This window comes from Bradyrhizobium sp. SZCCHNR1002 (assembly GCF_032381435.1).
Classification (GTDB): Bacteria; Pseudomonadota; Alphaproteobacteria; order Rhizobiales; family Xanthobacteraceae; genus Bradyrhizobium; species Bradyrhizobium aeschynomenes.
Window position 1 is genome coordinate 344,738 of sequence record NZ_JAUHIS010000003.1, and the last position, 24,469, is coordinate 369,206.

Genomic DNA, 24,469 nt, shown 5'->3' on the forward strand with positions numbered 1-24,469 from the left:
CGTCTTGCGGTGGGGAGGATGGACTTGCCGAAGCCCTCGGCCATGTCTACCTCCTGACGCGGGGTTCGCAGAGAGGGTCCACGACCATGATCGATGCCGCCATCAAGGCGCTTTCGCAGATTCTGTCGCCGCCGATGCGCTCGATCCTGTGGCGCTCGATCGGGCTGGCATTGGTGCTGGTCACGGTGCTTGCCATCGGCCTGCAGCGGCTGCTGACCTGGCTCGCCACCGCTGGCGAGGGCTGGGCCGAGACGATGCTCGGGCCGAATTCGCACGGCACGCTGGAGGTGCTGACCTGGATCATCTCGATCGCGGCCGGCTTCGGCGTCGTGTTCGGCGGCATCATGCTGATGCCGGCGATCACCTCGGTGATCGCGAGCCTGTTCGTCGATGACGTCGCCGACCTGGTCGAGCGCGAGCACTATCCGGCCGAGCGGCCCGGCGTCGCGCTGCCGTTCGGCATCGCCATGATGGAGGGCCTGAAGGCCGCCGGCCTCACCATCCTGATCTATCTGGTCGCCCTGCCCTTCGTGTTCCTGGCCGGCGCCGGCTTCGTGATCTTCTTCATCGCCACCGCGTGGCTGCTCGGCCGGGAATATTTCGAGCTCGCCGCGATGCGCTTCAGGCCGCCGGCGGAGGCCAAGGCGATGCGGCGCGACAATGCGGTGACCGTGTTCACGGCCGGACTGATCATCGCCGCGTTCGTCACCATTCCGATCGTGAACCTGGCGACGCCGCTGTTCGGCATGGCCTTCATGGTCCACCTGCACAAGCGGCTATCGGGGCCGCGGCCCGAGCTGATCGAGCCGTCGCCGGAGCGCCGGCTGCGCAGCCTCTAGCGCCATCATCCGCGGCGACAGGCTGGCGGGCTTGTTGCGGGCGAAGGGAATGAGAACGAAGCCGAGCAGCGCCACGCCGGCGAGCATCGCCCAGGCCTCGTTGACGCAGAGCGCGAGCGAGGCCTTCTCCACCAGCGGCCGCACATAGGCGATCGCCTGCTCCTCCGTGACGCCACGCGGCCGGTTGCGTAACAGCTCCGGTGCGAGCCCGATCGCCTTGGCGGTCGCGGTGTCGCCGGCCATCAGGCGGTCACGGAACGCCTGCGCATGCAGCGTGACGCGGCCATAGATGACGGTGTCGATCAGCGCGATACCGATCGCGCCGCCGAGATTGCGCATCAGGTTGAACAGGCCGCTGGCATCGGCGACCTCGGCCGGCGGCAGATCGCCGAGCGCGATCCGCGTCGGCGGCAGCAGGCAGAACATGATGCCGATGCCGCGCACCACCTGCGGCCAGAACATCTCCTGATAGTCGGCGGTCGGCGGCTGGAAGGCGCTGGCGGCGAGACCGATGCTGAACAGCGCGAAGCCGAACGCGGTCAGGACCCGCGCGTCGACCTTGCCGTCGAGCGCCGTCACCAGCGGGGCCGCGACCAGTTGCGCGACGCCCGTCACCAGCATGATCTTGCCGATCTCGAACGCATCATGGCCGCGCGCGAAGGCGAGGAACACCGGCATCAGATACACCGAGCCGAACAGGCCGATGCCGAGGCAGAAGCTCGACAGGCAGCCGAGCGTGAACGAGCGGCGCTGGAAGCTGCCGATGCGCAGGATCGGATCGCCTGACGCCAGCAGGCGCTGGATCAGCAAGGTGAGACAGGACGCGCTGAGCACCAGCAGCGCAATGCAGTTCGACGACAGCCAGCCGCCCTTCGGCGCCTCCTTCAGCCCGAGCTCGAGGCTCCCCAGGGAGACCGCGAGCAGCATCAGCGCGAACAGATCGAGCTTCTCCAGCTCGCCCAGATCCATCCGCTGCTTCGGCAGCAGGCTCGGCGTCATCAGCGCGGCGATGATGCCGGGCACGATGTTGATCAGGAACAGCCAGGGCCACGACCAGGTGTTGGTGATGAAGCCGCCGACCACCGGGCCGATGGTCGGCGCGAGCACCGCGACCACGCCGCCGATCGTCGTCGCCACCGCATGCAGCCGCGACGGAAACAGCAGGAACACCGCGGAGAACACCACGGGGATCAGCAGGCCGCCGAAGAAGCCTTGCAGCACGCGGAACGCCAGCAGCATGTGGAAGCTGACACTGAACGCGCAGCCGAGCGACGCCAGCGTGAACACGCTGACGGCGCCGGTGAACAGCCAGCGCAGGGTGAACACGCGCGTCAGCAGGCCGGTCAGCGGAATCGCGATGATCTCGGCGATCAGATACGCCGTCTGGATCCAGCTCATCGCGTCCGGCGTGATGCCGAGCGCCTCCTGGATGGTCGGCAGCGACGTCGCCACCACCTGGATGTCCAGGATCGCCATGAACATGCCGACGCACATCAGGACGAAGCCGAGCCAGGTGGCGAGGCTCGGCGTCTCCTCCGGCGCGGCCGCAGCACTCATGCGGTCTGGCCGCCACCGATGCCGCCGCCGGAAACGCCGGAGAGCGCCTCGGATTCGGCGCGGATGCGGATGAACAGCACGGCGGCGTTGAGGCCGGAGAAGATCAGCGCGATCAGCGGCAGATGCAGCGCCAGCGGCAGCAGCGCGATCTCCGCCGTCACGACCATGTAGTTCGGATGCGAGATGTAGCGGTACGGTCCGTCGCTGACCAGCGGCGCGCCGGGCAGGATGATGATCCGCGTGGTCCAGCGCGGGCCCAGGGTCGCCAGCACCCACCAGCGCAGGCCCTGCAGCAGCACGAAGGCTGTAAGCAGCCAGGAATCGACCTCCTGGTCGACGCCGAGCAGCCACAGCGACACCAGCCAGGCGGCGTGCATCGAGATCATCAGCGGATAATGATCCGCACCGACCTCGACCGCGCCCATGGCGCGGAGGCGGCGGGTGTTGTGGCGGGCGAGCACGAGCTCGCCGAGCCGTTGCATGGTGACGAGGGCGAGGACGAAGGCGGCGAAGGTCATGCGGCGTGCCTCAGTGAAACGCAGCTTGCGGTGAACCCGGGTCCGAGCGCCGTCAGCACCGAGCGCGGCGGCAGGCCTTTCGCCCGTGCGCGCTCCAGCACGAACAGCACGGTTGGCGCGGACATGTTGCCGTAGTCGGCGATGATCTCGCGCTCATGATCGAGCGTGCCCTGCCCGATCGACAGCGCGCGCTCCAGCGCGGTGATCACCTTGGCGCCGCCGGGATGGCAGACGAAGCGATCGACGTCGGCGGCGGACAGCTTCATGTTGCCGAGGATCTCGTTGACCGCCGGACCCATGTTCTCGGTGACGAAGTCCGGAATGGTGCGCTGGAAGATCACGCCGAAGCCTTCGGGATCGACGCTCCAGCCCATGATGTCCAGCGTATCCGGCCACAGCTTCTCGCCGGCCGCCTCGACACGCGTCGCGCCACCGTCGCCGGCGCGCAGGATCGCGGCCGCGGCGCCATCGCCGAACAGGCTGAGCGCAACGATGTTGGCCTTGCTCAGCTCGTCGTGACGCACGGCCAGCGTGCACAGCTCGAACGTCACGAACAGCACGTTGGTGCCGGGCCGCGCCTGCGCCAGCCGCGCGGCGATCGACAGGCCGGAGACGCCGCCGGCGCAGCCGAGCCCGAACACCGGCACGCGCGAGACGTCGGAGCGAAAGCCTATGCGGCCGGCGACGCGCGCTTCCAGGGTCGGCGTCGCGATGCCGGTCGAGCTCACGCTGACGATGGTGTCGATCTCATCAGCTCTGAGATCCGCCTGCGCCAGTGCCTTGTTGGTCGCCTCGACAAACAGCGCCTCGGCGCCGTCGAGATAGGCCTCGGTGCGCTCCGGCCAGCCGCGCCGCTCCATGTACCATTCGATCGGCTTGACGCCGTAGCGGGCGCGGATGCCGGTGTTGGCGAACAGGCTCGCCATCGTGTCGAACTGCGGGAAGCGCGGCGACAGCACCACGCGCGCGGCTTCCATCACCTCGTTCTGACGGAACTGATGCGGAGGCACAGCGGTCGCGAGCGACACGAGGGCGGCAGTGTGGTCCATGCAAATAATCCTTCCCCGTCCCGGCGCAGAAAGTCCGAGAACGCGGAAGTTGTCACGCGCCGCTCACATCGCCCGGATTACGCCTGTCATCTTATGACCAATGCGGGCAGCGATGTGGCCCGGCCATGGTGAGAGCGCGTCAGCGCGTGACGCTAAAGTGACTGTCAAATGCGATTTGGAGCTGCAACCTGAAAGGGAGATTCACGTAGGCCCCGCTGTCATCGTCCGCGAAAGCGGACGATCCAGTACGCCGCGGCCCCTCGGTTCAATCACGACTGCCGCGGCGTACTGGATGCCCCGCCTTCGCGGGGCATGACAGTTGTGGATACGGCAAGAACGCACCCCGGAGAAAACAGCTGCGGACGCAGCGAGACCTTCGTCTTCCTCAGGCGGTCTTCTCCGGCCAGCGGCAGAGGTCCTTGATCAGGCACAGCTCGCAGCGCGGCTTGCGGGCAAGGCAGGTGTAGCGGCCGTGCAGGATCAGCCAGTGATGGGCGTGCAGCATGAACTCGGCGGGGATCACCTTCTCCAGCCCGAGCTCGACCTCCAGCGGCGTCTTGCCGGGCGCCAGACCCGTGCGGTTGCCGACGCGGAACACGTGGGTGTCGACCGCCATCGTGTGCTCGCCGAACGCCATGTTGAGCACGACATTCGCGGTCTTGCGCCCCGCGCCCGGCAGCGACTCCAGCTCGGGCCGGGTGCGCGGCACCTCGCCGCCGAACTCGGCGATGAGCTTCTGCGATAGCGCGATCACGTTCTTGGCCTTGGTGCGGAAGAGGCCGACGGTCTTGATGTAGTCGCGCACCGCGTCCTCGCCGAGCGCCAGCATCTTCTGCGGCGTGTCGGCGACCGCGAACAGCGGCCGCGTCGCCTTGTTGACCCCCGCGTCGGTCGCCTGCGCCGACAGCACGACCGCGACAAGCAAGGTGTAGGGATTGACGTGTTCGAGCTCGCCCTTCGGCTCCGGATTGGCCTGCGCGAACCGGCTGAAGGCTTCGCGGATCTCGGCCGGGGTCCAGGGTTTCGTGGCCTTCAACCCTTTCTTGACCGGCTTGACCGAGCTTGCCCCCGCCTTTGCAGCCGGGCTGATCTTGCCGGCCTTCTTCGCCGTTTTGGATGCGGATTTGGACGCTGCTCCCGGCGCGGCCTTGGCCGCCTTTTTGGCGGGCGTGCGAACCGGGACCGGCTTGGCGCGTTGGGGGCGGGTGATTTTGGCCATGATCCGGGTATACTGAGGCCCCATGACGCCAGGCAATGCTTTTGCGTATCAGGAGACCGGCAACGCCGCCGCTGATCCCGAGCTGTTCTCGGCCCGGCTGACGCCGCATCGCTCGCTCGGCCGCACCGGCTTCCTGGTGCTGATGGCCGTGGTCTGCGCCATCAGCTTCATCGGCGGCATCGCCTCGGTGATGATGGGCGCCTGGCCGGTGCTCGGCTTCTTCGGCCTCGACGCGCTGGCGATCTACTGGGCCTTCCGCGTCAACTTCCGCCGCGCCAACGCCTACGAGGACGTGACGATCACCCTGACTGAGCTTCGCCTGCGCCGCGTCAGCCACAAGGGCCACGTCATGGAATGGCGCTTCAACCCGCTCTGGGTCCGCCTCGACCAGGAAACCCACGAGGAGTTCGGCATCGAGCGGCTGTATCTGGTGGCGCGCGGCCAGCGCGTCGCGATCGCGAGCTTCCTCGGGCCGGAGGAGAAGGCGAGCTTTGCGAAGGCGCTCACGGCGGGGCTGCAGGCCGCAAAACGCGGCCCGGTGCTGAATCCGCTCTAACTTTCCCACTCCACCACACGCACCGTCATTCCGGGGCAAGGCCGCAGGCCTTGAACCCGGAATCCCGAGCTTGCCTGGCGTTCTTTTCCAACAACCGCGATTCCGGGTTCAATCGCCAATGCGCGTCGCGCATTGGCGATTGCCCCGGAATGACGACGAGGATGTCACAACGCTCGCCCCAACATCGGTGCGCTCCCTCTCCCCGTCCTTCACGGGGAGAGGGTCGGGGTGAGGGCCGCCACAACCACCGACCGCGCCGAAGGCCCGCCACCTCGCCGCCCGGCGGCAGTACCGCCGTCATCTCCGCTGTCGTTCCGGGGCGCGCGCAGCGCGAGCCCGGAACCCATACCCACAGGACGTCGTGTGGGGCACGCCGCTCATGGGCATCTCGCCTCACCCTTCATCCTGAGGGTATGGATTCCGGGCTCATTCGCGCTTGCGCGCGAATGCCCCGGAATGACGGAGCAAACCAACCACGGGCACGGGCCCAGGCCACTCACATCCACCCCTAGCCCCCCGATCGGAAATCGGGTGGAGTGCCCTCCCCGGCCGCCCTACATCCGGACTCATGATGACCCTCGCCATTCACGATTCCGCCCTGGCCAAGCCGGGCCCGCAACAATCCGCTGCGCTGCGCGACTACGACGCCGTGCGCCGCGCGATCGCGTTCATCTCCGAGCACTGGCGCCGGCAGCCGACCATCGAGGACATGGCCGACGCCGCCAGCCTGACGCCGGACGAGCTGCACCATCTGTTCCGGCGCTGGGCCGGGCTGACGCCGAAGGCGTTCATGCAGGCGCTGACGCTCGACCACGCCAAGGGCCTGCTGAAGGGCTCAGCGAGCGTGCTCGACGCCGCGCTCGACTCCGGCCTGTCGGGCCCCGGCCGCCTGCACGACCTGTTCGTCACCCACGAGGCGATGTCCCCCGGCGAATGGAAGACCGGCGGCGCCGGCACGACGCTGCGCTACGGCTTCCACCCCTGCCCGTTCGGCATGGCGCTGGTCATGGCGACCCCGCGCGGCCTCGCCGGCCTCGCCTTCGCCGACCCCGGCGAGGAGGCGTCCGCACTCGCCGACATGAAGAGCCGCTGGCCCCGCGCCGAATACGTCGAGGACGTCCCCGGCACCGCCGGCCTCGCGCAGCGCATCTTCGACAAGGCGCTGTGGCGCCCCGAGCAGCCGCTGCGCGTCGTCCTGATCGGCACCGATTTCGAGGTCCGTGTCTGGGAAGCCCTGCTCAAGATCCCCATGGGCCGCGCCGTCTGCTACTCCGACATCGCGACGCGGCTGGAGTCGCCAAAGGCCTCGCGCGCGGTGGGCGCGGCAGTGGGGAAGAACCCGATCTCGTTCGTGGTTCCGTGTCATCGCGCGCTGGGGAAGACGGGCGCGCTGACGGGATACCACTGGGGCCTGACGCGCAAGCAGGCGATGATCGGGTGGGAGGCTGGGCAGGTGGGGATGGGTTAAAAGAGCCAAGATGCCACATGTGAATCACGTCAGGCTGCCTCTCACAAGCGTTCCTTCTTGCTAGTAATGAGCCCGATTTGGCGCAGCGTTCTTGGCCGTACCGCTACCTAAGCAGTATTTCGTCCCGCGCGATAGAACCCGGACGTACAGACGATCGACTACACTGAGAACCTCTCTGCACGGGTATGGCTTAGTGTCATGTAACCTGACCTACGCTTCTTTCACCGCTAAAGAGGGCATGGATGTCCCACTGAGGTTGAGAACTGACTTATGACTCGGCTTCGCAAAAGCGTTCAGCACTGCATCAGTCTGATTGGACTGTTCGCGGTCATTGCGCTCACAGTCGAGCCAACAAGTGCATGTCGTGTATTTTATTCGGCGGAGAACCGCGTCTCAACAGCATATGTTCAAGGCGAGGTGAATGCGGTCGTATTAGTTCAAATCAAACGGGCAAACTACACGAGTGAGCAGCGGTATGACGCTCACCCGTGGCAGGCGACCGCGTCTATCGAGAATATATTATGGGGCACCTACTCGGGCGGGCCGGTGACCATCGACGGAGGCAACGGCTCAGCATCATGCGATCTCGGATTCTCAATACCGAGTGCAGGCGACGAATGGATTGTCTACATCTCGAAGATAAGTAATCTTGCGTGGATCGCTCTCCCCAAACAAGTGGCGCTCCAAGTCGATCCAAGCATCCGAACGCAAATGCACGATCCAGGCTATTACGTCGGGTTGCTTCTCATTGTGCTGATGACGGGCTGCGTGGTCACCGGACTCTTCCGAGCATGGTTACGACCATCCCATAAGGAGGCGTAAGTGCGCCACTACGGTTAAGGGAAGTTTCCAAGCCCCCGTGTGTCGCTCGCTCCCGGATCATGGATCATCGATAGCAGAGTCTCGGGCACATTCATCTTTCGGGGCCCGTTTCCAAGAAAGCTCATTGCTATTTTTCCGAATTCATGTTTCTATCCTGCATCCCGCCTCAACGAGAGGGGCGTTGCGCGCGATCGTCACGACACGCGAGGTGGGGAGGCGATGGCCGCGGTCTGCCGCAGCGTGTCCTGATGGGCGCGCCGACGAACGGTGGGACCGTGGACGTGAAGTCGCAGCGTCCTGACACCCCGATGCTGGTGTCCCGCGCAATGCGCAAGCATTGTCGCGCATGGTGGCCAACAAGCCCGGCGCACCAGGGAGACTGCGTATAAGCGTGAAGACCATCGCGCAGGGAATGCCGGTTGTTCTCGGCTGAACCTGTGGTGACTGCCGCCTGCTTTTTTTCTGCAGGCGGGCCATGGGTGCGGCCAGCATCCGGCATTCCCTGCGCCCTCTCGATTGTTAGAGGGACATGGTTCGAGCACGACTCGGGCGGATGCGCCGCGAGGTCGTGGAGCTGTGGGCGGGGCTGTTTGAGATGTGAATCGGGGAGATGATCGGCGGACGACTACGCGGAGGAGCCGTGGCACGTGATCACGGCACTACTTGGCCTCAGTACCGGTCGTCGTTGAGTCACTCAGGCCGTCATGGCCGGGCTTGACCCGGCCATCCATCTGCTTGGAAAGAGTCTCGCGAAGGGGATGGATGCCCGGGTCAAGCCCGGGCATGACGAGCTAACAGATGAGTAGGGTCTCTGGGGTGACGTCGCTTAGGAGGCACTGCCCGTGGGTGCGGCCCCTCACCCCAGCCCTCTCCCCGTAAGAACGGGGCGAGGGGGCGCACCGGCGGCGGGGCCGGGAGTGGGGCTTCAACTCACGAAGGGCGCCATGACTCACAAAAGGCGCGGTCAACTGCCGGGACTGGTCGCGCGTGCGACGGCTAGCCCGCCAGATCCAGCTTGGACTCCACCGTCGAATCGGCCTTCAGCCGGTAGATGATCGGCACGCCGGTCGCCAGCTCGCGCTTCAGGATGCCTTCCGGCGTCAGCTTCTCCAGCACCATGATCAGCGCGCGGAGCGAGTTGCCGTGGGCCGCCACCAGGGTGCGCTGGCCGCGGAGGACGCCGGGGAGGATCTCCTGCACGTAGTAGGGCAGCGCGCGGGCGAGGGTGTCCTTGAGGCTTTCGCCGCCGGGCGGGGGGACGTCGTAGGAGCGGCGCCAGACGTGGACCTGCTCCTCGCCCCATTTGGCGCGGGCGTCGTCCTTGTTGAGGCCGGAGAGGTCGCCATAGTCGCGCTCGTTGAGCGCGAGGTTCTTCGACGTCGGCAGGCCGGGCTGGCCGAGCTCGTCGAGGATCAGCTTCAAGGTGTGCTGGGCGCGGGTCAGCTCGGAGGTGAAGGCGACGTCGAAGGTCAGGCCTTGCGCCTTGAGCTTGCGGCCGGCGTCCTTGGCCTCGCTGACGCCCTGCTCGGTGAGGTCAGGATCCTTCCAGCCGGTGAACAGGTTCTTCAGGTTCCACTCGCTCTGGCCGTGGCGCACCAGCACCAGGAGACGTTCGCTCATGCTAACAGATCCACTTGCGTTGACTTAAAACAGGTCCTTGAGGCCGAGCACGTCGTCCATCGTGTAGTAGCCCGGCGGCTTGCCATGGGCCCACAGCGCTGCCTTGAGCGCGCCATGGGCGAAGATCATGCGGTCCTCGGCCTGGTGCGACAGCACGAGGCGCTCGGAGGGACCGGCGAAGATGACGCTGTGATCGCCGGCTGCGGTGCCGCCGCGCAGCGAGGCGAAGCCGATGTCGCCGGAGCGGCGCGCGCCGGTGTTGCCGTCGCGGCCGCGCGCGGAGTGATCCTCCAGCGCGATGCCGCGGCCGTCGGCGGCGGCGCGGCCCAGCATCAGGGCGGTGCCCGAGGGCGCGTCGACCTTGTGCTTGTGATGCATCTCGAGGATCTCGATGTCGAAATTCGCGTCGAGCGACTTCGCCACCTGCCGGACCAGCGCGGCCAGCAGATTCACGCCGAGGCTCATATTGCCGGACTGCACCACGATGGCGCGCTTGGTGACGCTCTTGATGACGGCGTCGTCCGACGCCGACAGGCCGGTGGTGCCGACGACATGGACGATGCCGCGCTCGGCGGCGATGGCGACATTGGCGATGGTCGCGGCCGGCACGGTGAAATCGAGGATGCCGTCGGCGTCGGCCGACATCGCCCAGAGATCGGCCGACAGCTTGATGCCGTTGGCCGGAAGGCCGGCGAGCATGCCGGAATCCTTGCCGATCAGCTCAGAGGTCGGTGCCTCCAGCGCGCCGGCCAGCACCGCGCCCTCGCTGTCAGCGATCGCACGCACCAGGGCCCGGCCCATGCGGCCGCCGGCTCCTGCAACGATCAAGCGCATCCTGGACATGTCGTATTCCTCCGCCCCGTCAGGGGCTATAGCCGGGGCCGCTGGCGGCGGCAACCGAGGCCGCCGCGGAGCCGACCTGCGCTCAGGGCTGCGGGCCGTCATAGCCCTCGATGATCACCAGATCGCCTTGCGAATGCGGCACGCGCATCGCGACCAGGCGCTGGTATTCCGGGGAATTGTAGCACGCGAGCGCGGTGGCGTAGTCCTCGAACTCGATCACGACGTTGCGCGAGCGCGAGGTGCCTTCGCGGGTCTCGTACTGGCCGCCGCGGACCAGGAACTTGGCGCCGTATTGATGGAACACCGCGCCGTTCTGCGCGACGTACTCCTTGTAGCCGTCCATGTTGTGCACGTCGATGCGGGCGATCCAATAGGCCTTGGGCATCCCTGGGGTCTCCTTGTTGTCGGGCGCTTCTGCTTACGAGCGATTGGTCTTGCCGACCAGCGCAACGGCGGCGGCGATGTCGGCGACGATGGCCTCCGCAGCGGCAGCGGGATCGGCGGCGCCCGTGATCGGGCGGCCGACGACGAGGCGGTCGGCACCGCCGGCGATCGCGAGCGCCGGCGTCATGATCCGCTTCTGGTCGCCGACGTCCGAGCCTGCGGGGCGGATCCCCGGCGTCACCAGCTGCATGTCGGGGCCGACCAGCAGGCGGACCAGCTGGGTCTCCTCCGGCGACAGGATCAGGCCGTGGATGCCGATGTCGCGGGCCTGCACGGCGCGGTGGGCGACGAGCTCCTTGACGGTCATCGCGTAGCCGGCGGCGGCGAGGTCGGCATCGTCGTAAGAGGTCATCACGGTGACGGCGAGCAGCTCGAGAGAGGAGCCGGCGGCGCCGGCGAGCGCGGCTGTCATGCTCTGCGAGAATCCGTGCACCGTGAGGAAGCGGGCGCCGAGCTTGGCGATCTGCCGCGTGGCGCGCTCGACCGTGGTCGGGATGTCGTGCAGCTTGAGGTCCATGAAGACGTGCTTGCCGTTAGCCGCGAGGCGCTCGGCGAGGCCGAGGCCGCCGGCATAGGTCAGCTCCATGCCGATCTTGTAGAACGTCACGCTGTCGCCGAGCGTAGCGATCATCGCCTCGGCCTCGGCCACGCTGGGCAGGTCGAGGGCGACGATCAGGCGGTCGCGTGGAGCAATCTCGGTCGGCATGTCACCTCACGGGGTCTGTTGCGCTGTTTCGATCAGCTGCCGCACCAGCGCGTCGAGCGCGTTGACGTCGGCCGGCAGCCTGAGCCGATCCATGTCGTTGTAGGCGTTGTCGGCGAAGGCCAGCGCGAGCTGGTTCGGGATCACCGTGGCGTTGCAGGCCGTCAGCATCAGCCGCAGGGCCGAGAGCGCACGGGCGCCGCCGAAGCGGTTTTCGGAGGCGGCCGCGATCGCGAACGGCCGGCCGCGGAACACCGCGCCGCGGCCCTCCGGCGGCTCGTCGACGCGCGACAGCCAGGCGATGGCGTTGCTGAGCAGCGGCGGCACCGAGCCGTTGTATTCGGGCGTCACCAGCAGCACGCCATCATGCGCGTCGATCATCCGTTTCAGATCGATGGCCGCGCGCGGCACGCCGGAGCCAGCCTCGAGGTCGGCATCGTAGATCGGCAGCGGAAAATCGGCGAGCGAGATGCGGGTGACGTCGGCGTCGGCCTGCACGAACCGATAGGCGGCAGCTGCGGCCAGCCTCGCATTGTGCGAGCCGGCGCGGGTCGAGCCGGGAATGACGAGGATTTTCAGCGCGGACATCGTGCGGCCGGGAAGCGACCCGCCGCGCAAAACCGCGGCTGCCGGTCAGGGCTTGCGATACACCCAGACGCGCGCCGGCGGAAGGTTCATCCAGATGCGCTCGGACGCCTGGGTGGTGACGCCGGGCAGCGACTTCGGAATCGGCGGCACGACGGAATAGGTGAACTGCACGAATGGCGCGTTCGGCGACATCGCCGCGAACGCATCGCGGACCAGCTTCATGCGCGTCAGCATCGGCTTGGTCACCAGCGGCAGGCCGGAGACGACGGCCGAGGCCGGCGCGCCCAGCACGTTCCACAGCGTGTCGCGGAGACGATAGGCGTCGCCCTGCACCACCTTGGCCTGCGGGTAGCGGTCGCGCAGCAGCGCGCAGAAACTCGGATTGTATTCGACCAGGACAAGCCGCTTCTGATCGATGCCGTGCTCGACCAGTGCGGCCGTAATCGCGCCCGTGCCGGGCCCGAGCTCGATCACCGGACCGGTGCCATGAGGATCGACATACTGCGCCATGGTCCGGGCCAGCAGCCGTCCCGACGGCATGACGGCACCCATGTGCAGCGGCTTCTCGATCCATGAGCGGAGGAAGCGCACTTCGTCGTCCAGACGGAGAGGCTTTTTCGACGCACGCACGGACGTTTGCAGGGGCATCTCAGTACCAGACGGGACCGTTTTCACGGCGATGTCAGAAAAGAGTCACAAAGACGTATAGGTCGCAGGCGGGGCGGTCAAGCCGAACCGTAACTCACGATTAAGGCTGCTGGGTCCGCAGTCTTGCGGATGCATCTGGTCTTTTTTTGCTGTGCAGAGCAGCAGACGCCGTGAAATCCCGCGACTGAGATCATTCGGCAACATCCCGGCCGACCGCCGCGCTCAGGCTCAGCTCGCCGCCTTGCCGAAGAAATCCTTGACCTTGGTAAAGAAGCCGGCGGCTTCCGGCTGGGTGGCACCGGACGACAGCTTCTCGAACTCGGCCAGCAGCTCCTGCTGCTTCTTCGTCAGGTTCTGCGGCGTCTCGACGACGACCTGGACATACATGTCGCCGGTCTGGCGCGAGCGCAGCACCGGCATGCCCTTGGCGGCGATCCGGAAGCGGCGGCCGGACTGGGCGCCAGCGGGAATCTTCACCTTGGTCTTGCCGTTGTCGATGGTCGGCACCTCGAACTCGCCGCCCAGCGCGGCCGTCACCATCGAGATCGGCACGCGGCAATGCAGGTCGGCGCCGTCGCGCTGGAAGAACTCGTGCTGAGACAGCGACAGGAAGATGTAGAGGTCGCCGGGCGGCCCGCCGCGCAGGCCCGCCTCGCCCTCGCCGGCAAGACGGATGCGGGTGCCGTCCTCGACGCCCTGGGGAATGTTGACCGACAGCGTACGGTCGCGCGTGACGCGGCCGGAGCCGGAGCATGACGGGCAGGGATCCTCGATCATCTGGCCGCGGCCGTGGCAGCCCGGACAGGTGCGCTCCAGGGTGAAGAAGCCCTGCGCCTGGCGGACGCGGCCGGCGCCGCCGCACATCGCGCAGGTCTTCGGCTTGGTGCCGGCCTTGGCGCCGGTGCCCGAGCAGGAGTCGCAGGTGACCGAGACCGGAATCTCGATCTGCGCGGTCTTGCCGAGGAACGCCTCCTCCAGCGTGATCTCCATGTTGTAGCGCAGGTCCGCGCCGCGCTCGCGGCCGGTGCCGCCGCGCCGCTGTCCGGCCATGCCGAACAGGTCCTCGAAGATGTCGGAGAACGACGACGCGAAGCCGGCGCCGAAGCCATGCGGACCGCCGCCCGCGCCCTGCTCGAACGCGGCGTGGCCATAGCGGTCATAGGCGGCGCGCTTGTCGGCGTCGCGCAGCACCTCATAGGCCTCGTTGATCTCCTTGAACTTCACCTCACTGGAGGCATCGCCCGGATTCTTGTCCGGGTGCCATTTCATGGCGAGCTTGCGGAACGCCGTCTTCAGCTTGCCCTCGTCGGCATCGCGTTCGACTTCCAGGGTCTCGTAATAGCAGCGCTTGGTGGACATCAATCAAACCCGCCCGAACATCGTCAGACCTGAACGGCTCGCGCGCATCCGCGCGCCGGTTCAATGAAAATGACCCCCATCCAACGAGACGCTGGCTGCGCTCTTTGGCATGGGGGTCATGGCTATCAGCCTCTACCGTCGTTTAAGCAGATTTCTTCTTGTCGTCGTCGACCTCGGTGAACTCCGCGTCGACGACGTCATCCTTGGCAGCATCGCGGGCCGCGTCGCTCTCGGCCTGCTGCTTGTACATGGCCTCGCCGAGCTTCATCGACGCCTGGGCCAGGGTGTTGGTCTTGGCCTTGATCGCCTCGGCGTCGTCGCCCTTCAGCGCTTCCTTCAGATCGCTGACGGCGTCTTCGATGGCGCGGCGCTCGCTCTCGGCGACCTTCGAGCCATGCTCGGCCAGCGCCTTCTCGGTGGAATGCACCAGCGCGTCGGCATGGTTCTTGGCGTCGACCGCCTCGCGGCGCTTCTTGTCCGCGGCGGCATTGGCCTCGGCGTCCTTGACCATCTTGTCGATGTCGGCTTCCGACAGGCCACCCGAGGCCTGGATGCGGATCTGCTGCTCCTTGCCGGTCGCCTTGTCCTTGGCCGAGACGTTGACGATGCCGTTGGCGTCGATGTCGAACGTCACCTCGATCTGCGGCATGCCGCGCGGCGACGGCGGAATGCCCATCAGGTCGAACTGGCCGAGCATCTTGTTGTCGGCCGCCATTTCGCGCTCACCCTGGAAGACCCGGATGGTGACCGCGTTCTGATTGTCCTCGGCGGTCGAGAACACCTGGCTCTTCTTGGTCGGGATCGTGGTGTTGCGGTCGATGATGCGGGTGAACACGCCGCCCAGCGTCTCGATGCCCAGCGAGAGCGGGGTCACGTCGAGCAGCAGCACGTCCTTGACGTCGCCCTGCAGCACGCCGGCCTGAATCGCAGCACCGATCGCCACCACCTCGTCGGGGTTGACGCCCTTGTGCGGCTCCTTGCCGAAGAACTGCTTCACCATCTCCTGGATCTTCGGCATGCGGGTCATGCCGCCGACCAGCACCACTTCGCCGATCTCGCCGGCGGTCAGGCCGGCATCCTTCAGCGCCTTGCGGCACGGCTCGATGGTCTTCTCGACGAGGTCGGCCACCAGCGCCTCGAACTTGGCGCGGGTCAGCTTCATCGTCAGATGCTTCGGACCGGACTGGTCCGCGGTGATGAAGGGCAGGTTGATCTCGGTCTGCGTGGTCGACGACAGCTCGATCTTGGCCTTCTCGGCAGCTTCCTTGAGGCGCTGCAGAGCGAGCTTGTCGTTGCGCAGGTTGATGCCCTGCTCCTTCTGGAATTCGTCGGCGAGGTAGCTGACCAGACGCATGTCGAAGTCTTCGCCGCCGAGGAAGGTGTCGCCGTTGGTCGACTTCACCTCGAACACGCCGTCGCCGATCTCCAGGATCGAGACGTCGAAGGTGCCGCCGCCGAGGTCGTACACGGCGATGGTGCCGGCCTTGGTCTTGTCGAGGCCGTAGGCGAGGGCAGCCGCAGTCGGCTCATTGATGATGCGCAGCACCTCGAGACCGGCGATCTTGCCGGCGTCCTTGGTGGCCTGACGCTGGGCGTCGTTGAAATAAGCGGGGACGGTGATGACCGCCTGGTCGACCTTCTGGCCGAGATGGGCCTCCGCGGTCTCCTTCATCTTCTGCAGGATGAAGGCGGAGACCTGCGAGGGCGAATAGGTCTTGCCGTCGGCCTCGACCCAGGCGTCGCCGTTGCCGGCCTTGACGATCTTGTAGGGGACGAGCTTCTTGTCCTTCTCGACCATCGGGTCGTCGTAGCGGCGGCCGATCAGGCGCTTCACTGCGAAGAAGGTCCGCTCGGGGTTGGTCACCGCCTGGCGCTTGGCCGGCTGACCGACCAGACGCTCGCCATCGTCACTGAAGGCGACGATCGACGGCGTGGTCCGCATGCCCTCGGCGTTCTCGATGACTTTCGACGATTTGCCGTCCATGACGGCCACGCACGAATTCGTGGTGCCGAGATCGATCCCGATGACCTTTCCCATGGTCTCATATCCTTCTTTTTGCGGCAGGTTGGGTGGGGCCCTGACGGCGCCCCCATCCAAAACCCCCTCAGATCAAATGCTCGCGATATTGCGACGATGAGCGTCATATAGGAGGGGGGGAGGCACCCGCAAGGACCGGAGGAGACCCGCGAGCGCGGAAAAGCCGCGGATTTTTCGGCGCTCCGTGAAAGCCCCGACGGGGAGGCGGAGTGCCCGCCCGGCGTCGCGCGCGTTGCGGACAGAGCGCCGGCTCCGTGACTGCGCCCGACCCGCCATCAGCGCTCCCTCGGGCCGCAAAGTCGCCCTCATTCGGGCACGGCCGGCAACCTCGATCATGCTTAGCGAAACCATAAAGCTCCGTGGCCAAGAACCTGAACGCGTCCCTGCCGGCGGAACTTCTGGTCGCACCCATCGACCTGTTGCGGCCGCGGTAAACCCGCTACAAGGCACCCATCCGAGGACGGCCACCGCGGGGACGATCACGGCCGTCGAACTGGTTTGTGAAACGAGGCAGCTTCCTCATGATGTTCTCCCGACTTCTCGCCGCGGCGCTGGTCTCGATCTCCCTGCTGCGACCGGCGCTGGCGGCGGATGCCATTTTCCCGCCCGGCGTCCGCATCGGGCTCGCACCGCTGGTCGGGCTCAGCAAAGCCAAGACCTTCTCCGGCTTCGAGACCGAGGATCAGAGCGTCAAGGTCCTGCTGACCGAATTGCCGGCCGGGGCCTATGGCGAGGTCAAGAATGCGTTCACCGCCAATCCGGCCGGCACCGGCGGCATCAAGCCGGAAAGCATCGAGACATCAGCGGGCACCGCCTACTACACCGTGGAGAACGGCCGTGACGGCGCCACCCCCGTGCGGCGCTACTCCATGATCCTACCCGGCACCGGCTTCTCCGGCTATGTGGCCGTGCAGATTCCGGAGACCGCTAGCAAGATCTACACCGACGACGCCGTGCGCCAGATGTTCGCCTCCGCGGTGGTCCGCAAGGACGTGCCGATCGACGAGCAGTTGTCGATCATGCCCTTCAAGGTCACCGAGCTCTCCAATTTCAAGACCGTCCGCACCCTGGGACCGGGCGCGCTGATCCTGGCGGACGGCGACGAGGACAAGGGATTCGAGGCGGCCCCGTTCGTGGTGATCGGGCTGATCGCCGGCGTGGCGCCCGAGGCGGGCGACCGGGCGCGCGTGGCGCAGCAGGCGGTGACGACCATTCCCGGCGTGCGCGATGCCCGCATCACGATGTCCGAGCCGATCCGCATCGACGGCCTGCCGGCCTATGAGACGCGGATCGACGCCACCAGCGGCAAGGACAATACGCCGGTCACCGTCGTGCAGTGGTTGCGCTTCGGCGGCCCGAACACGCTGCGGATCATCGGCAGCGCGCCGCGCGACCAGTGGTCGGCGGCCTTCCCGCGCTTCCGCGCGGTCCGGGACGGGATCCAGCCAAGGGGCTAGCCCACGGCCGAGGTTCACTCAGGCTCGCGGACATAGATGTCGATGTCCTGCACCGTCTCGGTGCGGCGATAGCTCCGCATCAGGCGATCGAGCTCGGGGCTGGCGTGAAGCCATTGGCCCCAATCGCCGGTCAGATTGTCGACCAGGACGATCGACGGCCGCGAGCGCCTGATATCGTCGGCGAGCCAGCGGCGTTCCCGTTCCGTGTACGGATCGAGCCGCGCCAGCACGTGCGCGTCGGCTCCGCTGTCCCGGGCGAATTCCTCATAGCTCGACGCCAGCAGGCACTGCTCGCGCGAGGCCCATACGCCGCCGACGGCGCGCGTCAGCGGATGGGGAATGCCGGGATCGCCCGACACCACCATGATGGTCGGATGCGCGATGCCGAGACGGGCGATCGCCGGCTGCAGAAAGCGCGCGTCGAGGGCGCGGTTGAACCAGACCAGCGCCGGCACCAGCAGCGCTGCGCCGACCACCCATGTCGCCAGGCCCCGCCGCGCCGGGGCGCCCGCTTGGACCGAAGGGGCGGCGGTGACGGCGTAGAAGAAGCCGAGCAAGGCAAAGGCCAGCATCGGATAGGAATGGTAGGGCCAGCCCTTGCGCTGCAGAAGATAGACCATAAGGAACGCGGCCGAGGCGCTCAGCAGCAACATCAGGGTCGGCGTCACGCCGCTGCTGCGCTTCAGCAGCAGCGTCGCGACCAGGGTGAGCGCATAGAGCAGGATGGCCGGCTTCGCAATCATGGTCGGTAGCGGCAGGCCGATCGAATAGACGTCGCGGAGAACCGGCCACATGTCGCTGAAGAATTCCGGAAACAGCAGCACGGTGCAGAGGCTGTAGACCGACACCAGCAGCGCCGCGATGAGGTTCTCCGGGGCGAGCAGCAGGCGCGCCGACCTCAGATGCACCGCCACGACGCCGAGCACGCACAGCATGGCCAGCGCGAAATGCGGCTTGAAGCAGAGCGCCAGTCCCAGCCCGATGCCGGCAATCGCGCTCGCCCAGAGCGGCGGCGTCTCGCGGTTGATCCGCAGCGCCAGCACCGCAAGCGCCGGCACGAGCTCGATCACCGCGATATGCTCGCGCTGCCCGAAGCACTGGGCGGGCAGCACGGCAAGAACGGCGAGCGTAATCAGCGCCAGCGGCCATCGCTGGCGGGGCGCCAGCGCCGCGGAGTCGCGCAGGATGAGCATGCTCACGGCGAGCGACGACGCGATGGCCACGAACAGCAGGACGTCGAGCACCAGCTCCGCGGGCACGCCAATGCCACGCGCGATCAGGATCGCCGGGACATAGACCAGCACCGCCATCGGCGGATTGGTCTCCATGATCTCCGAATACAGCCGCTGGCCGTCGAGCCAGCGCTCGCCTGCGATCAGCAGCCAACTCACATCCGTGTTCGCGGCCACCAGATGCCGCATCAGGATGCCGGCAGCGAACAGCAGCAACAGGGGTACCCAGACCGGCAACGCCGGCCATCGCAGCGTGGCGTTGCGCAGCGGCTGCAGTTGACCGCCGTCCGCATCGAGATTCGTGGTCATGGTACCGGTCCCCACCCGTAGATTTACGGACCATACCCATGCACCTTTAACGAATTGCTGCTTTCACTCGTGACAATCTTGGGTTTAAGATTGGTAACGCAGTGCGGTTGCCTGCGGCGGCGGAAGAGATCCGGCAGGCCCGATCGACACGTCCGTTCGAGCTGCCTCGACCCCGGGAGGATGAGAATGAACCGACGGCAGATTCTCCGGCTGCTCGGCAGCTCGGCCTTTGCAGCGTCGATCGCCGGGCAGGCTGGCGCAGCCGCGTCGATCAAGCCCGACGACACCTCGGCGCTGCTCGTGATCGACGTGCAGAACTGCTTCCTTCCGGGCGGCAGCCTCGCGGTGAAAGACGGCGAGCAGGTCGTGCCCGTCGTCAACAGGATCGCGAAGGCGTTCAGCCATGTGGTGCTGACGCAGGACTGGCACACGCCGGCGCATGTCTCGTTCGCCTCCAGCCACCCCGGCAAGAAGCCGTTCGAGCTGATCGACCTGGCCTATGGCAAGCAGGTGCTGTGGCCGGATCATTGCGTGCAGGGCACCGACGGCGCGGCGCTGTCCAAGGATCTCGCGATCCCGCAGGCCGAGCTGATTCTGCGCAAGGGCTTCCACAAGGACGTCGACAGCTACTCGGCGTTCACCGAGGCGGACGGGAAGACCAGCACGGGGCTCGCGGCCTATCTCAAGGCGCGCGGCATCAGCAAAGTGTTCGTGGCCGGACTGGCGACCGATTTCTGCGTCGCCTGGACCGCGCTCGACGCGCGCAAGGCGGGGCTCGACACCTACGTGATCGAGGACGCCTGCCGTGGCATCGACACCCAGGGCTCGCTGGCCAAGGCCTGGACCGACATGACGGCGGCCGGTGTGAAGCGGATCACCTCCGGGGACATTGCTGCATGAACGGCAGCAGCGCTGGAGATCAGGATTTGCGCGCCAGCGCGGCGTATTGAGCCCCGAGCGGCAGCCAGCCGAGCATGTCCTCGAGCGGCCGCAGCCGCGCCAGCGCCCGCGGGAAAAACAGGCTGTACTGGATCTGCGGCGAGCTCCAGCCCGCGGCCTGCAACGATCTCGACAGCTGGCGCGCGAAGATCAGCTTGGCGTTCTCGTCGAACGGGCAGGTGTTGACGGCGTGGACCGTCAGCGGATTAAGCGGATTGTGCTCGAACACCGCGATCAGGCCCCCCGGACGCGTGATCCGGTGCAGCTCGCGCAGCCAGGCCACGTGCTCCTCGTGAGGGATGTGGTGGAACACGCAGGCCGAGAACACCACGTCGAAACGATCGGACTCGCAGGGGATGCGGTCGTTCTCGATCAGCAGGGTTTCGCCGCTGCCGGGATGACGCTGCCGCGCGAGCGCGAGGCTTCGCTCCGAAACGTCCGACGAGATCAGCGTCGCCTCTGGAAAGTACCGCCGGAAGAACGGAATCGAATTGCCGATGCCTGCGCCGAAATCGCAGATCTGCGACACCTGCAGCCGATCGCGATCGGTGATCTGCTCGAGCAGCCTGATCTTGTATTCGGCGAAATACGCCGGATCCTCGCCAGTGATCGCGATATTCGCACGATGCTGTTGGTCATAGGCGTCAGCGAAGCGGTCGAATTCAGCTTTGTCCATCGTCCACACTGCTGCGTCTGAAGCGGTGCTCGAAGAAGGCAGGCGCCAGCCCAATACCGTCCTGTCCTGTATAGCCGGCAATGTTTAACTCCAGGCTGCCATTGCGCGGATCAATAGATCGCGCCTACTCCGAAGTACTACGTAGATTGCGCGCGCTGCTAGCTAATTTCGTGAACAATTAACGCGTCGTCATCAACGATCGCGACATGCCGCCAAGCTGTCCTTTCCGGTAATATGAGGCCCTCAAATTTGTCAGACGCGCAGGACGAGATGCCGCGCCCCGGCAAGATGTTCGTCTCGATCGTTGTGCCCTGCTACAACGAGGAGGAGGGCCTGCGCGAGTTTCACCGCCAGATGACCGCGGCCGCGCGGGCGCTGTGCGGCAACCGGTTCGAACTGATCCTGGTCGACGACGGCTCCACCGACAAGACCTGGCAGGTGATCAACGCGCTGCTCGCCGAGGATCGCAACGTCGTCGCCGTCAAGCTGGCGCGCAACCACGGCCACCAATTGGCGCTGACCGCAGGGCTCTCCACCGTGCGCGGCGACCTGGTGCTGGTGATCGACGCCGACCTGCAGGATCCGCCCGAGCTGCTGACGCCGATGTACGAGATGATGGCGCGCGAAGGCGCCGACGTCGTCTATGGCCAGCGCCGCAGCCGCGCCGGCGAGACCCGCTTCAAGAAATGGTCGGCCGAGGCCTTCTACCGCCTGCTCGCGAAGATCACCCGCGTCCACATTCCCGTCGACACCGGCGATTTCCGGCTGATGAGCCGGCGCATCTCGGACCAGCTCGTGCAGATGCCGGAGCACGATCGCTTCATCCGCGGCATGGTGGCCTGGCTCGGCTACAAGCAGGTGGCCTACGAATATGACCGCAAGCCGCGCTTCGCCGGCAGCACCAAATATCCACTGCTGAAGATGATCAGCTTCGCCGCCGACGCGCTGGTCAGCTTCTCGATGGTGCCGTTGCGGATCGCCACCTATGTCGGCGCGCTGCTGACGACCGGGCTGACCTTCGTCGGCATTGCCGCAATCATCAGCTGGATCTTCTCAGGCACTGTGCCCGGTTGGACCAGCTTGACTCTGCTCGTCGTCATGATCTCCTCGGTGCAGCTGCTGGTGCTCGGCCTCATCGGCGAATATGTCGGGCGGATCTACATCCAGTCCAAGAACAGGCCGCTGTTCCTGATCTCGCGGATTCATCGGCGCGGCCGCGTGCCACAGCTGTCGACCGATTCGCTGGAGACGATCGAGAGCCCGCCGCTCAACACCTTGCTGGCGCATTCCGGGCCGGAGCTGCGCCGCTCGGTCTATGACGAGGCCTCCTCGTGAAGGAGCTATTGAAGCATCCGGCGCTGTACCAGGCCTATCAGAACGCCGGCGGCTTCTTCGGCGCGCGGCTGAAGGCGATCCGGGACTATCTGACCCTGCGTCCGGGCATGCGCGTCATCGATATCGGCTGCGGCCCCGGCTACATCCTGCGTCATCTTCCCGACGGAATCGACTATACGGGCTTCGACGTCGACGAGGCCTATATCGCGCATGCGCGGCGGTCCTTCGGCCATCTCGGCACGTTCCATTGCCGGCATTTCGATGCGGCCGCGGCCCTGGAGTTTGCCGGCGCCGATGTCGTGATGATGAACGGCGTGCTGCATCACATCGCCGATGACGAGTTGAAGACAACGCTCGCCAACATCCGCGACGTCCTCGCCGCCGATGGCGTGCTGTTCACGCTCGACGGCTGCTATCGCGACGGACAATCGCGGATCGCGAAATGGCTGCTCGACAACGATCGCGGTCACTTCGTCCGCGATCGTGACGGCTATTACGACCTGCTGCGCAGCGCCTTCGCCCGCGTGAAACTCGAGATCAGGGACAACTACTCGCGCGTGCCCTACACCTTCGCAATCGGCGTCGCGCAGAAATAATCACTCCGCCCGTTCGAGGATGTCGACACCCTCGACCGTTCCGACCAGCCGATACGACTTGAGCAGCTCTGACAGTTCGGCATCGGCGCGCGTCCAATCACCCCAGCCGCCCCTGAGATTGTCGACCAGCACCAGGTCGGGATTGCCGTTCCTGAAGTCCTCGACCAGCCAGTTTCGCTCCAGCGCCAGATACGCGTTGAGCCGGGCGTCGGTCGCCGCGTCCACCGACGTCCGCTCGCGCGTCAGCCGGACGAACTCGCGAATCCACAGATTCTCCTGACGCGACACCCAGACGCCGCCGATGTCCCGCACCAGCGGATGACCGATCGCCGCCTCGCCGCTCAGCACCAGCAGGCGCGGATGCGGCTTGAGCTTGGCCAAAGCCTCCGGCAGTGGACCGACGCCAATTCTCGTGTTGAACCATTGCAGGCCGAGGGCAAAGGCCGCGATCAGAATCACGGCCGTCGCTGCGCCGAAGCGGCGCGGCTGCGAGGTGGCGTCAGTGTCCGTCAGCACGGCGTAGCCCATCGTGAGCATGGCGACCGCGACCATCGGATAAGAATGATACGGCCAGCCGCGGCGCTGCAGAAAGAACGAGATCGCAAATCCGAGGGAGGCAAGAATCAAGGCGAGCAACGGCCCATCGAGCCTGCCGCTCCGTCGCGTCAACGCGACGGTCGCGAGCGCGACGACGAGGAGAAGCGTCGCCATGTTCAGGAAGATGACGGACGGCGACATCGACCACGACAGATAGGTGTCGCGCACCAGCGGATAGGTGACGGTGAAGTACTCGGGATAAAGCAGGTAGGTGCCGAGACTGACGGCCGACACGATCATGCCGGCGATGATGTTCTCGGGGGCGAACGTCTGAAGCCATGCGCGGGAACGGACGACACCCGCCAGAATGCAGAACAGGGCGGGGAACGTGAAGAATGGTTTGAAGGCGAGCGTGATACCGACCCCGATTCCGGCAACGATGACCGCCCAGGCCGGCACGGGCTCGCGCTCGCTGCGCAACGCATACACCGCGAGCCCCGGCAGGAAGGTGAGCGTGGCGATATGCTCACGCTGGCCGAACACGTGCATCGGCAGGATCGTCAGGACGGCCGCAGCCCAGATCGCGAACGGACCCCAGCTCAGGGCTGCCGATGATTGCGACAGCCGGATGATGCGTGAGGTGACGTAGAGCGAGCCGGCCGCCAGCAACAGCAGCTGCGCGTCGATGACATGACGCGGATCGACATGCAGCAGGCGCCCCAGCGCGACGCCCGGCAGATAGGCGAACGCCGCCATCGGCGGATTGATCTCGATGATGTCGCGATAAAGCTTCTGGCCGTCCAGCATGCGCTCGCCGACCACCAACAGCCAGCTGACGTCGGTATTCAACGGAACGACCTGGCGCAGCAGGATGGCGATGATGAACACGGCGCCGATCATCAGCCACGGCGTCATGGCCAGCCGCTCACGCGCCGGCGGAGCCAGCGACTGGCGCGTCACAGCTTCGAACTGGGAGCTCATGGAACGATCCTCTGCGAGAGTCGGCCTGACGCTAGCGGAGGTTGGTTAAGGCGCAATTTGCCGGTGCCGGGGATCTGTCTGGTGGGGGCGGCAACGCCGACACATGCCAAGTCAGACGGCATTGAGGCGCCGCATC

At 66.3% G+C, this 24,469-nt stretch carries 22 protein-coding genes; 7 read left to right on the plus strand and 15 right to left on the minus strand.

Going from position 1 to position 24,469, the window contains the following annotated elements; genetic code table 11:
• Window positions 1–86: 86 nt before the first annotated feature.
• The gene (locus tag QX108_RS17860) at window positions 87–839 is read left to right on the plus strand and encodes a sulfate transporter family protein (protein ID WP_315780980.1); all 753 of its coding nucleotides are present in this window, start codon (window positions 87–89) and stop codon (window positions 837–839) included.
• Here the strand turns inward: QX108_RS17860 and QX108_RS17865 are convergent.
• From QX108_RS17865 to nth, 4 genes are all read right to left on the minus strand, one after another.
• Window positions 777–2,396: a DHA2 family efflux MFS transporter permease subunit gene (locus tag QX108_RS17865; RefSeq protein WP_315780982.1), complete on the minus strand. Its 1,620-nt coding sequence runs from the start codon at window positions 2,394–2,396 to the stop codon at window positions 777–779. The genes QX108_RS17860 and QX108_RS17865 overlap by 63 nt on opposite strands.
• Entirely contained in the window at window positions 2,393–2,914 is a 522-nt protein-coding gene (locus tag QX108_RS17870) for an isoprenylcysteine carboxyl methyltransferase family protein (RefSeq protein ID WP_315723185.1), read from the minus strand. Before QX108_RS17870 ends, QX108_RS17865 begins: the two co-directional genes overlap by 4 nt.
• Window positions 2,911–3,963: a type III polyketide synthase gene (locus QX108_RS17875; protein ID WP_315780984.1), complete on the minus strand. Its 1,053-nt coding sequence runs from the start codon at window positions 3,961–3,963 to the stop codon at window positions 2,911–2,913. Before QX108_RS17875 ends, QX108_RS17870 begins: the two co-directional genes overlap by 4 nt.
• Before the next feature lie 385 nt (window positions 3,964–4,348).
• Window positions 4,349–5,182, minus strand: a complete 834-nt coding sequence (gene nth, locus QX108_RS17880; RefSeq protein ID WP_315780985.1) for an endonuclease III — start codon at window positions 5,180–5,182, stop codon at window positions 4,349–4,351.
• Between the two features lie 22 nt (window positions 5,183–5,204).
• On the opposite strand from nth, the gene QX108_RS17885 reads away from it, so the two are divergent.
• Window positions 5,205–5,738, plus strand: a complete 534-nt coding sequence (locus QX108_RS17885; protein ID WP_315780986.1) for a DUF2244 domain-containing protein — start codon at window positions 5,205–5,207, stop codon at window positions 5,736–5,738.
• A gap of 568 nt (window positions 5,739–6,306) precedes the next feature.
• The gene (locus tag QX108_RS17890) at window positions 6,307–7,206 is read left to right on the plus strand and encodes a bifunctional helix-turn-helix domain-containing protein/methylated-DNA--[protein]-cysteine S-methyltransferase (RefSeq protein WP_315780987.1); all 900 of its coding nucleotides are present in this window, start codon (window positions 6,307–6,309) and stop codon (window positions 7,204–7,206) included.
• Between the two features lie 1,818 nt (window positions 7,207–9,024).
• On the opposite strand, the gene QX108_RS17895 is transcribed toward QX108_RS17890, so the two are convergent.
• From QX108_RS17895 to dnaK, 8 genes are all read right to left on the minus strand, one after another.
• Window positions 9,025–9,648, minus strand: coding sequence for a 2,3-bisphosphoglycerate-dependent phosphoglycerate mutase (locus QX108_RS17895; RefSeq protein ID WP_172132578.1), 624 nt, complete (start codon window positions 9,646–9,648; stop codon window positions 9,025–9,027).
• A 24-nt stretch (window positions 9,649–9,672) separates the two neighbouring features.
• The gene (gene dapB / locus QX108_RS17900; RefSeq protein ID WP_315780988.1) at window positions 9,673–10,491 is read right to left on the minus strand and encodes a 4-hydroxy-tetrahydrodipicolinate reductase; all 819 of its coding nucleotides are present in this window, start codon (window positions 10,489–10,491) and stop codon (window positions 9,673–9,675) included.
• An 82-nt stretch (window positions 10,492–10,573) separates the two neighbouring features.
• The gene (locus tag QX108_RS17905; protein WP_315780989.1) at window positions 10,574–10,876 is read right to left on the minus strand and encodes a DUF1330 domain-containing protein; all 303 of its coding nucleotides are present in this window, start codon (window positions 10,874–10,876) and stop codon (window positions 10,574–10,576) included.
• A gap of 33 nt (window positions 10,877–10,909) precedes the next feature.
• A complete protein-coding gene (gene pyrF, locus QX108_RS17910) occupies window positions 10,910–11,641 on the minus strand; it encodes an orotidine-5'-phosphate decarboxylase (RefSeq protein WP_315780990.1) in 732 nt (243 codons plus the stop codon).
• 6 nt (window positions 11,642–11,647) lie between these two features.
• Window positions 11,648–12,226, minus strand: coding sequence for an NAD(P)H-dependent oxidoreductase (locus tag QX108_RS17915; protein WP_315780992.1), 579 nt, complete (start codon window positions 12,224–12,226; stop codon window positions 11,648–11,650).
• 45 nt (window positions 12,227–12,271) lie between these two features.
• A complete protein-coding gene (locus QX108_RS17920) occupies window positions 12,272–12,874 on the minus strand; it encodes a class I SAM-dependent methyltransferase (protein WP_315723208.1) in 603 nt (200 codons plus the stop codon).
• A 228-nt stretch (window positions 12,875–13,102) separates the two neighbouring features.
• Window positions 13,103–14,233: a molecular chaperone DnaJ gene (dnaJ, locus tag QX108_RS17925; RefSeq protein ID WP_315723210.1), complete on the minus strand. Its 1,131-nt coding sequence runs from the start codon at window positions 14,231–14,233 to the stop codon at window positions 13,103–13,105.
• Window positions 14,234–14,375: 142 nt separating this feature from the next.
• Window positions 14,376–16,271 carry a molecular chaperone DnaK gene (dnaK, locus tag QX108_RS17930; protein WP_172113627.1) on the minus strand — a complete coding sequence of 632 codons (1,896 nt, stop codon included), beginning with the start codon at window positions 16,269–16,271 and terminating at the stop codon, window positions 14,376–14,378.
• A 521-nt stretch (window positions 16,272–16,792) separates the two neighbouring features.
• On the opposite strand from dnaK, the gene QX108_RS17935 reads away from it, so the two are divergent.
• Entirely contained in the window at window positions 16,793–17,728 is a 936-nt protein-coding gene (locus tag QX108_RS17935) for a hypothetical protein (RefSeq protein ID WP_315723213.1), read from the plus strand.
• A 14-nt stretch (window positions 17,729–17,742) separates the two neighbouring features.
• Here the strand turns inward: QX108_RS17935 and QX108_RS17940 are convergent, their stop codons facing one another.
• Window positions 17,743–19,269 carry a hypothetical protein gene (locus tag QX108_RS17940; RefSeq protein ID WP_315780995.1) on the minus strand — a complete coding sequence of 509 codons (1,527 nt, stop codon included), beginning with the start codon at window positions 19,267–19,269 and terminating at the stop codon, window positions 17,743–17,745.
• Between the two features lie 180 nt (window positions 19,270–19,449).
• Between QX108_RS17940 and pncA the strand changes: the two genes are divergently transcribed.
• Window positions 19,450–20,169: a bifunctional nicotinamidase/pyrazinamidase gene (gene pncA, locus QX108_RS17945; RefSeq protein ID WP_315780997.1), complete on the plus strand. Its 720-nt coding sequence runs from the start codon at window positions 19,450–19,452 to the stop codon at window positions 20,167–20,169.
• A gap of 19 nt (window positions 20,170–20,188) precedes the next feature.
• On the opposite strand, the gene QX108_RS17950 is transcribed toward pncA, so the two are convergent.
• Window positions 20,189–20,884 carry a class I SAM-dependent methyltransferase gene (locus QX108_RS17950; RefSeq protein WP_315780999.1) on the minus strand — a complete coding sequence of 232 codons (696 nt, stop codon included), beginning with the start codon at window positions 20,882–20,884 and terminating at the stop codon, window positions 20,189–20,191.
• Between the two features lie 249 nt (window positions 20,885–21,133).
• Here QX108_RS17950 and QX108_RS17955 point away from each other — a divergent pair, with 249 nt between their 5' ends.
• Together QX108_RS17955 and QX108_RS17960 are read left to right on the plus strand one after the other, a co-directional pair.
• Complete coding sequence (locus QX108_RS17955; protein ID WP_315781001.1) at window positions 21,134–22,219, plus strand: glycosyltransferase family 2 protein; 1,086 nt, start codon at window positions 21,134–21,136, stop codon at window positions 22,217–22,219.
• Window positions 22,216–22,815 carry a class I SAM-dependent methyltransferase gene (locus QX108_RS17960; protein WP_315781003.1) on the plus strand — a complete coding sequence of 200 codons (600 nt, stop codon included), beginning with the start codon at window positions 22,216–22,218 and terminating at the stop codon, window positions 22,813–22,815. Before QX108_RS17955 ends, QX108_RS17960 begins: the two co-directional genes overlap by 4 nt.
• Here QX108_RS17960 and QX108_RS17965 read toward each other — a convergent pair whose 3' ends face one another.
• Window positions 22,816–24,333 carry a hypothetical protein gene (locus tag QX108_RS17965; protein WP_315781005.1) on the minus strand — a complete coding sequence of 506 codons (1,518 nt, stop codon included), beginning with the start codon at window positions 24,331–24,333 and terminating at the stop codon, window positions 22,816–22,818.
• Window positions 24,334–24,469 lie beyond the last annotated feature (136 nt).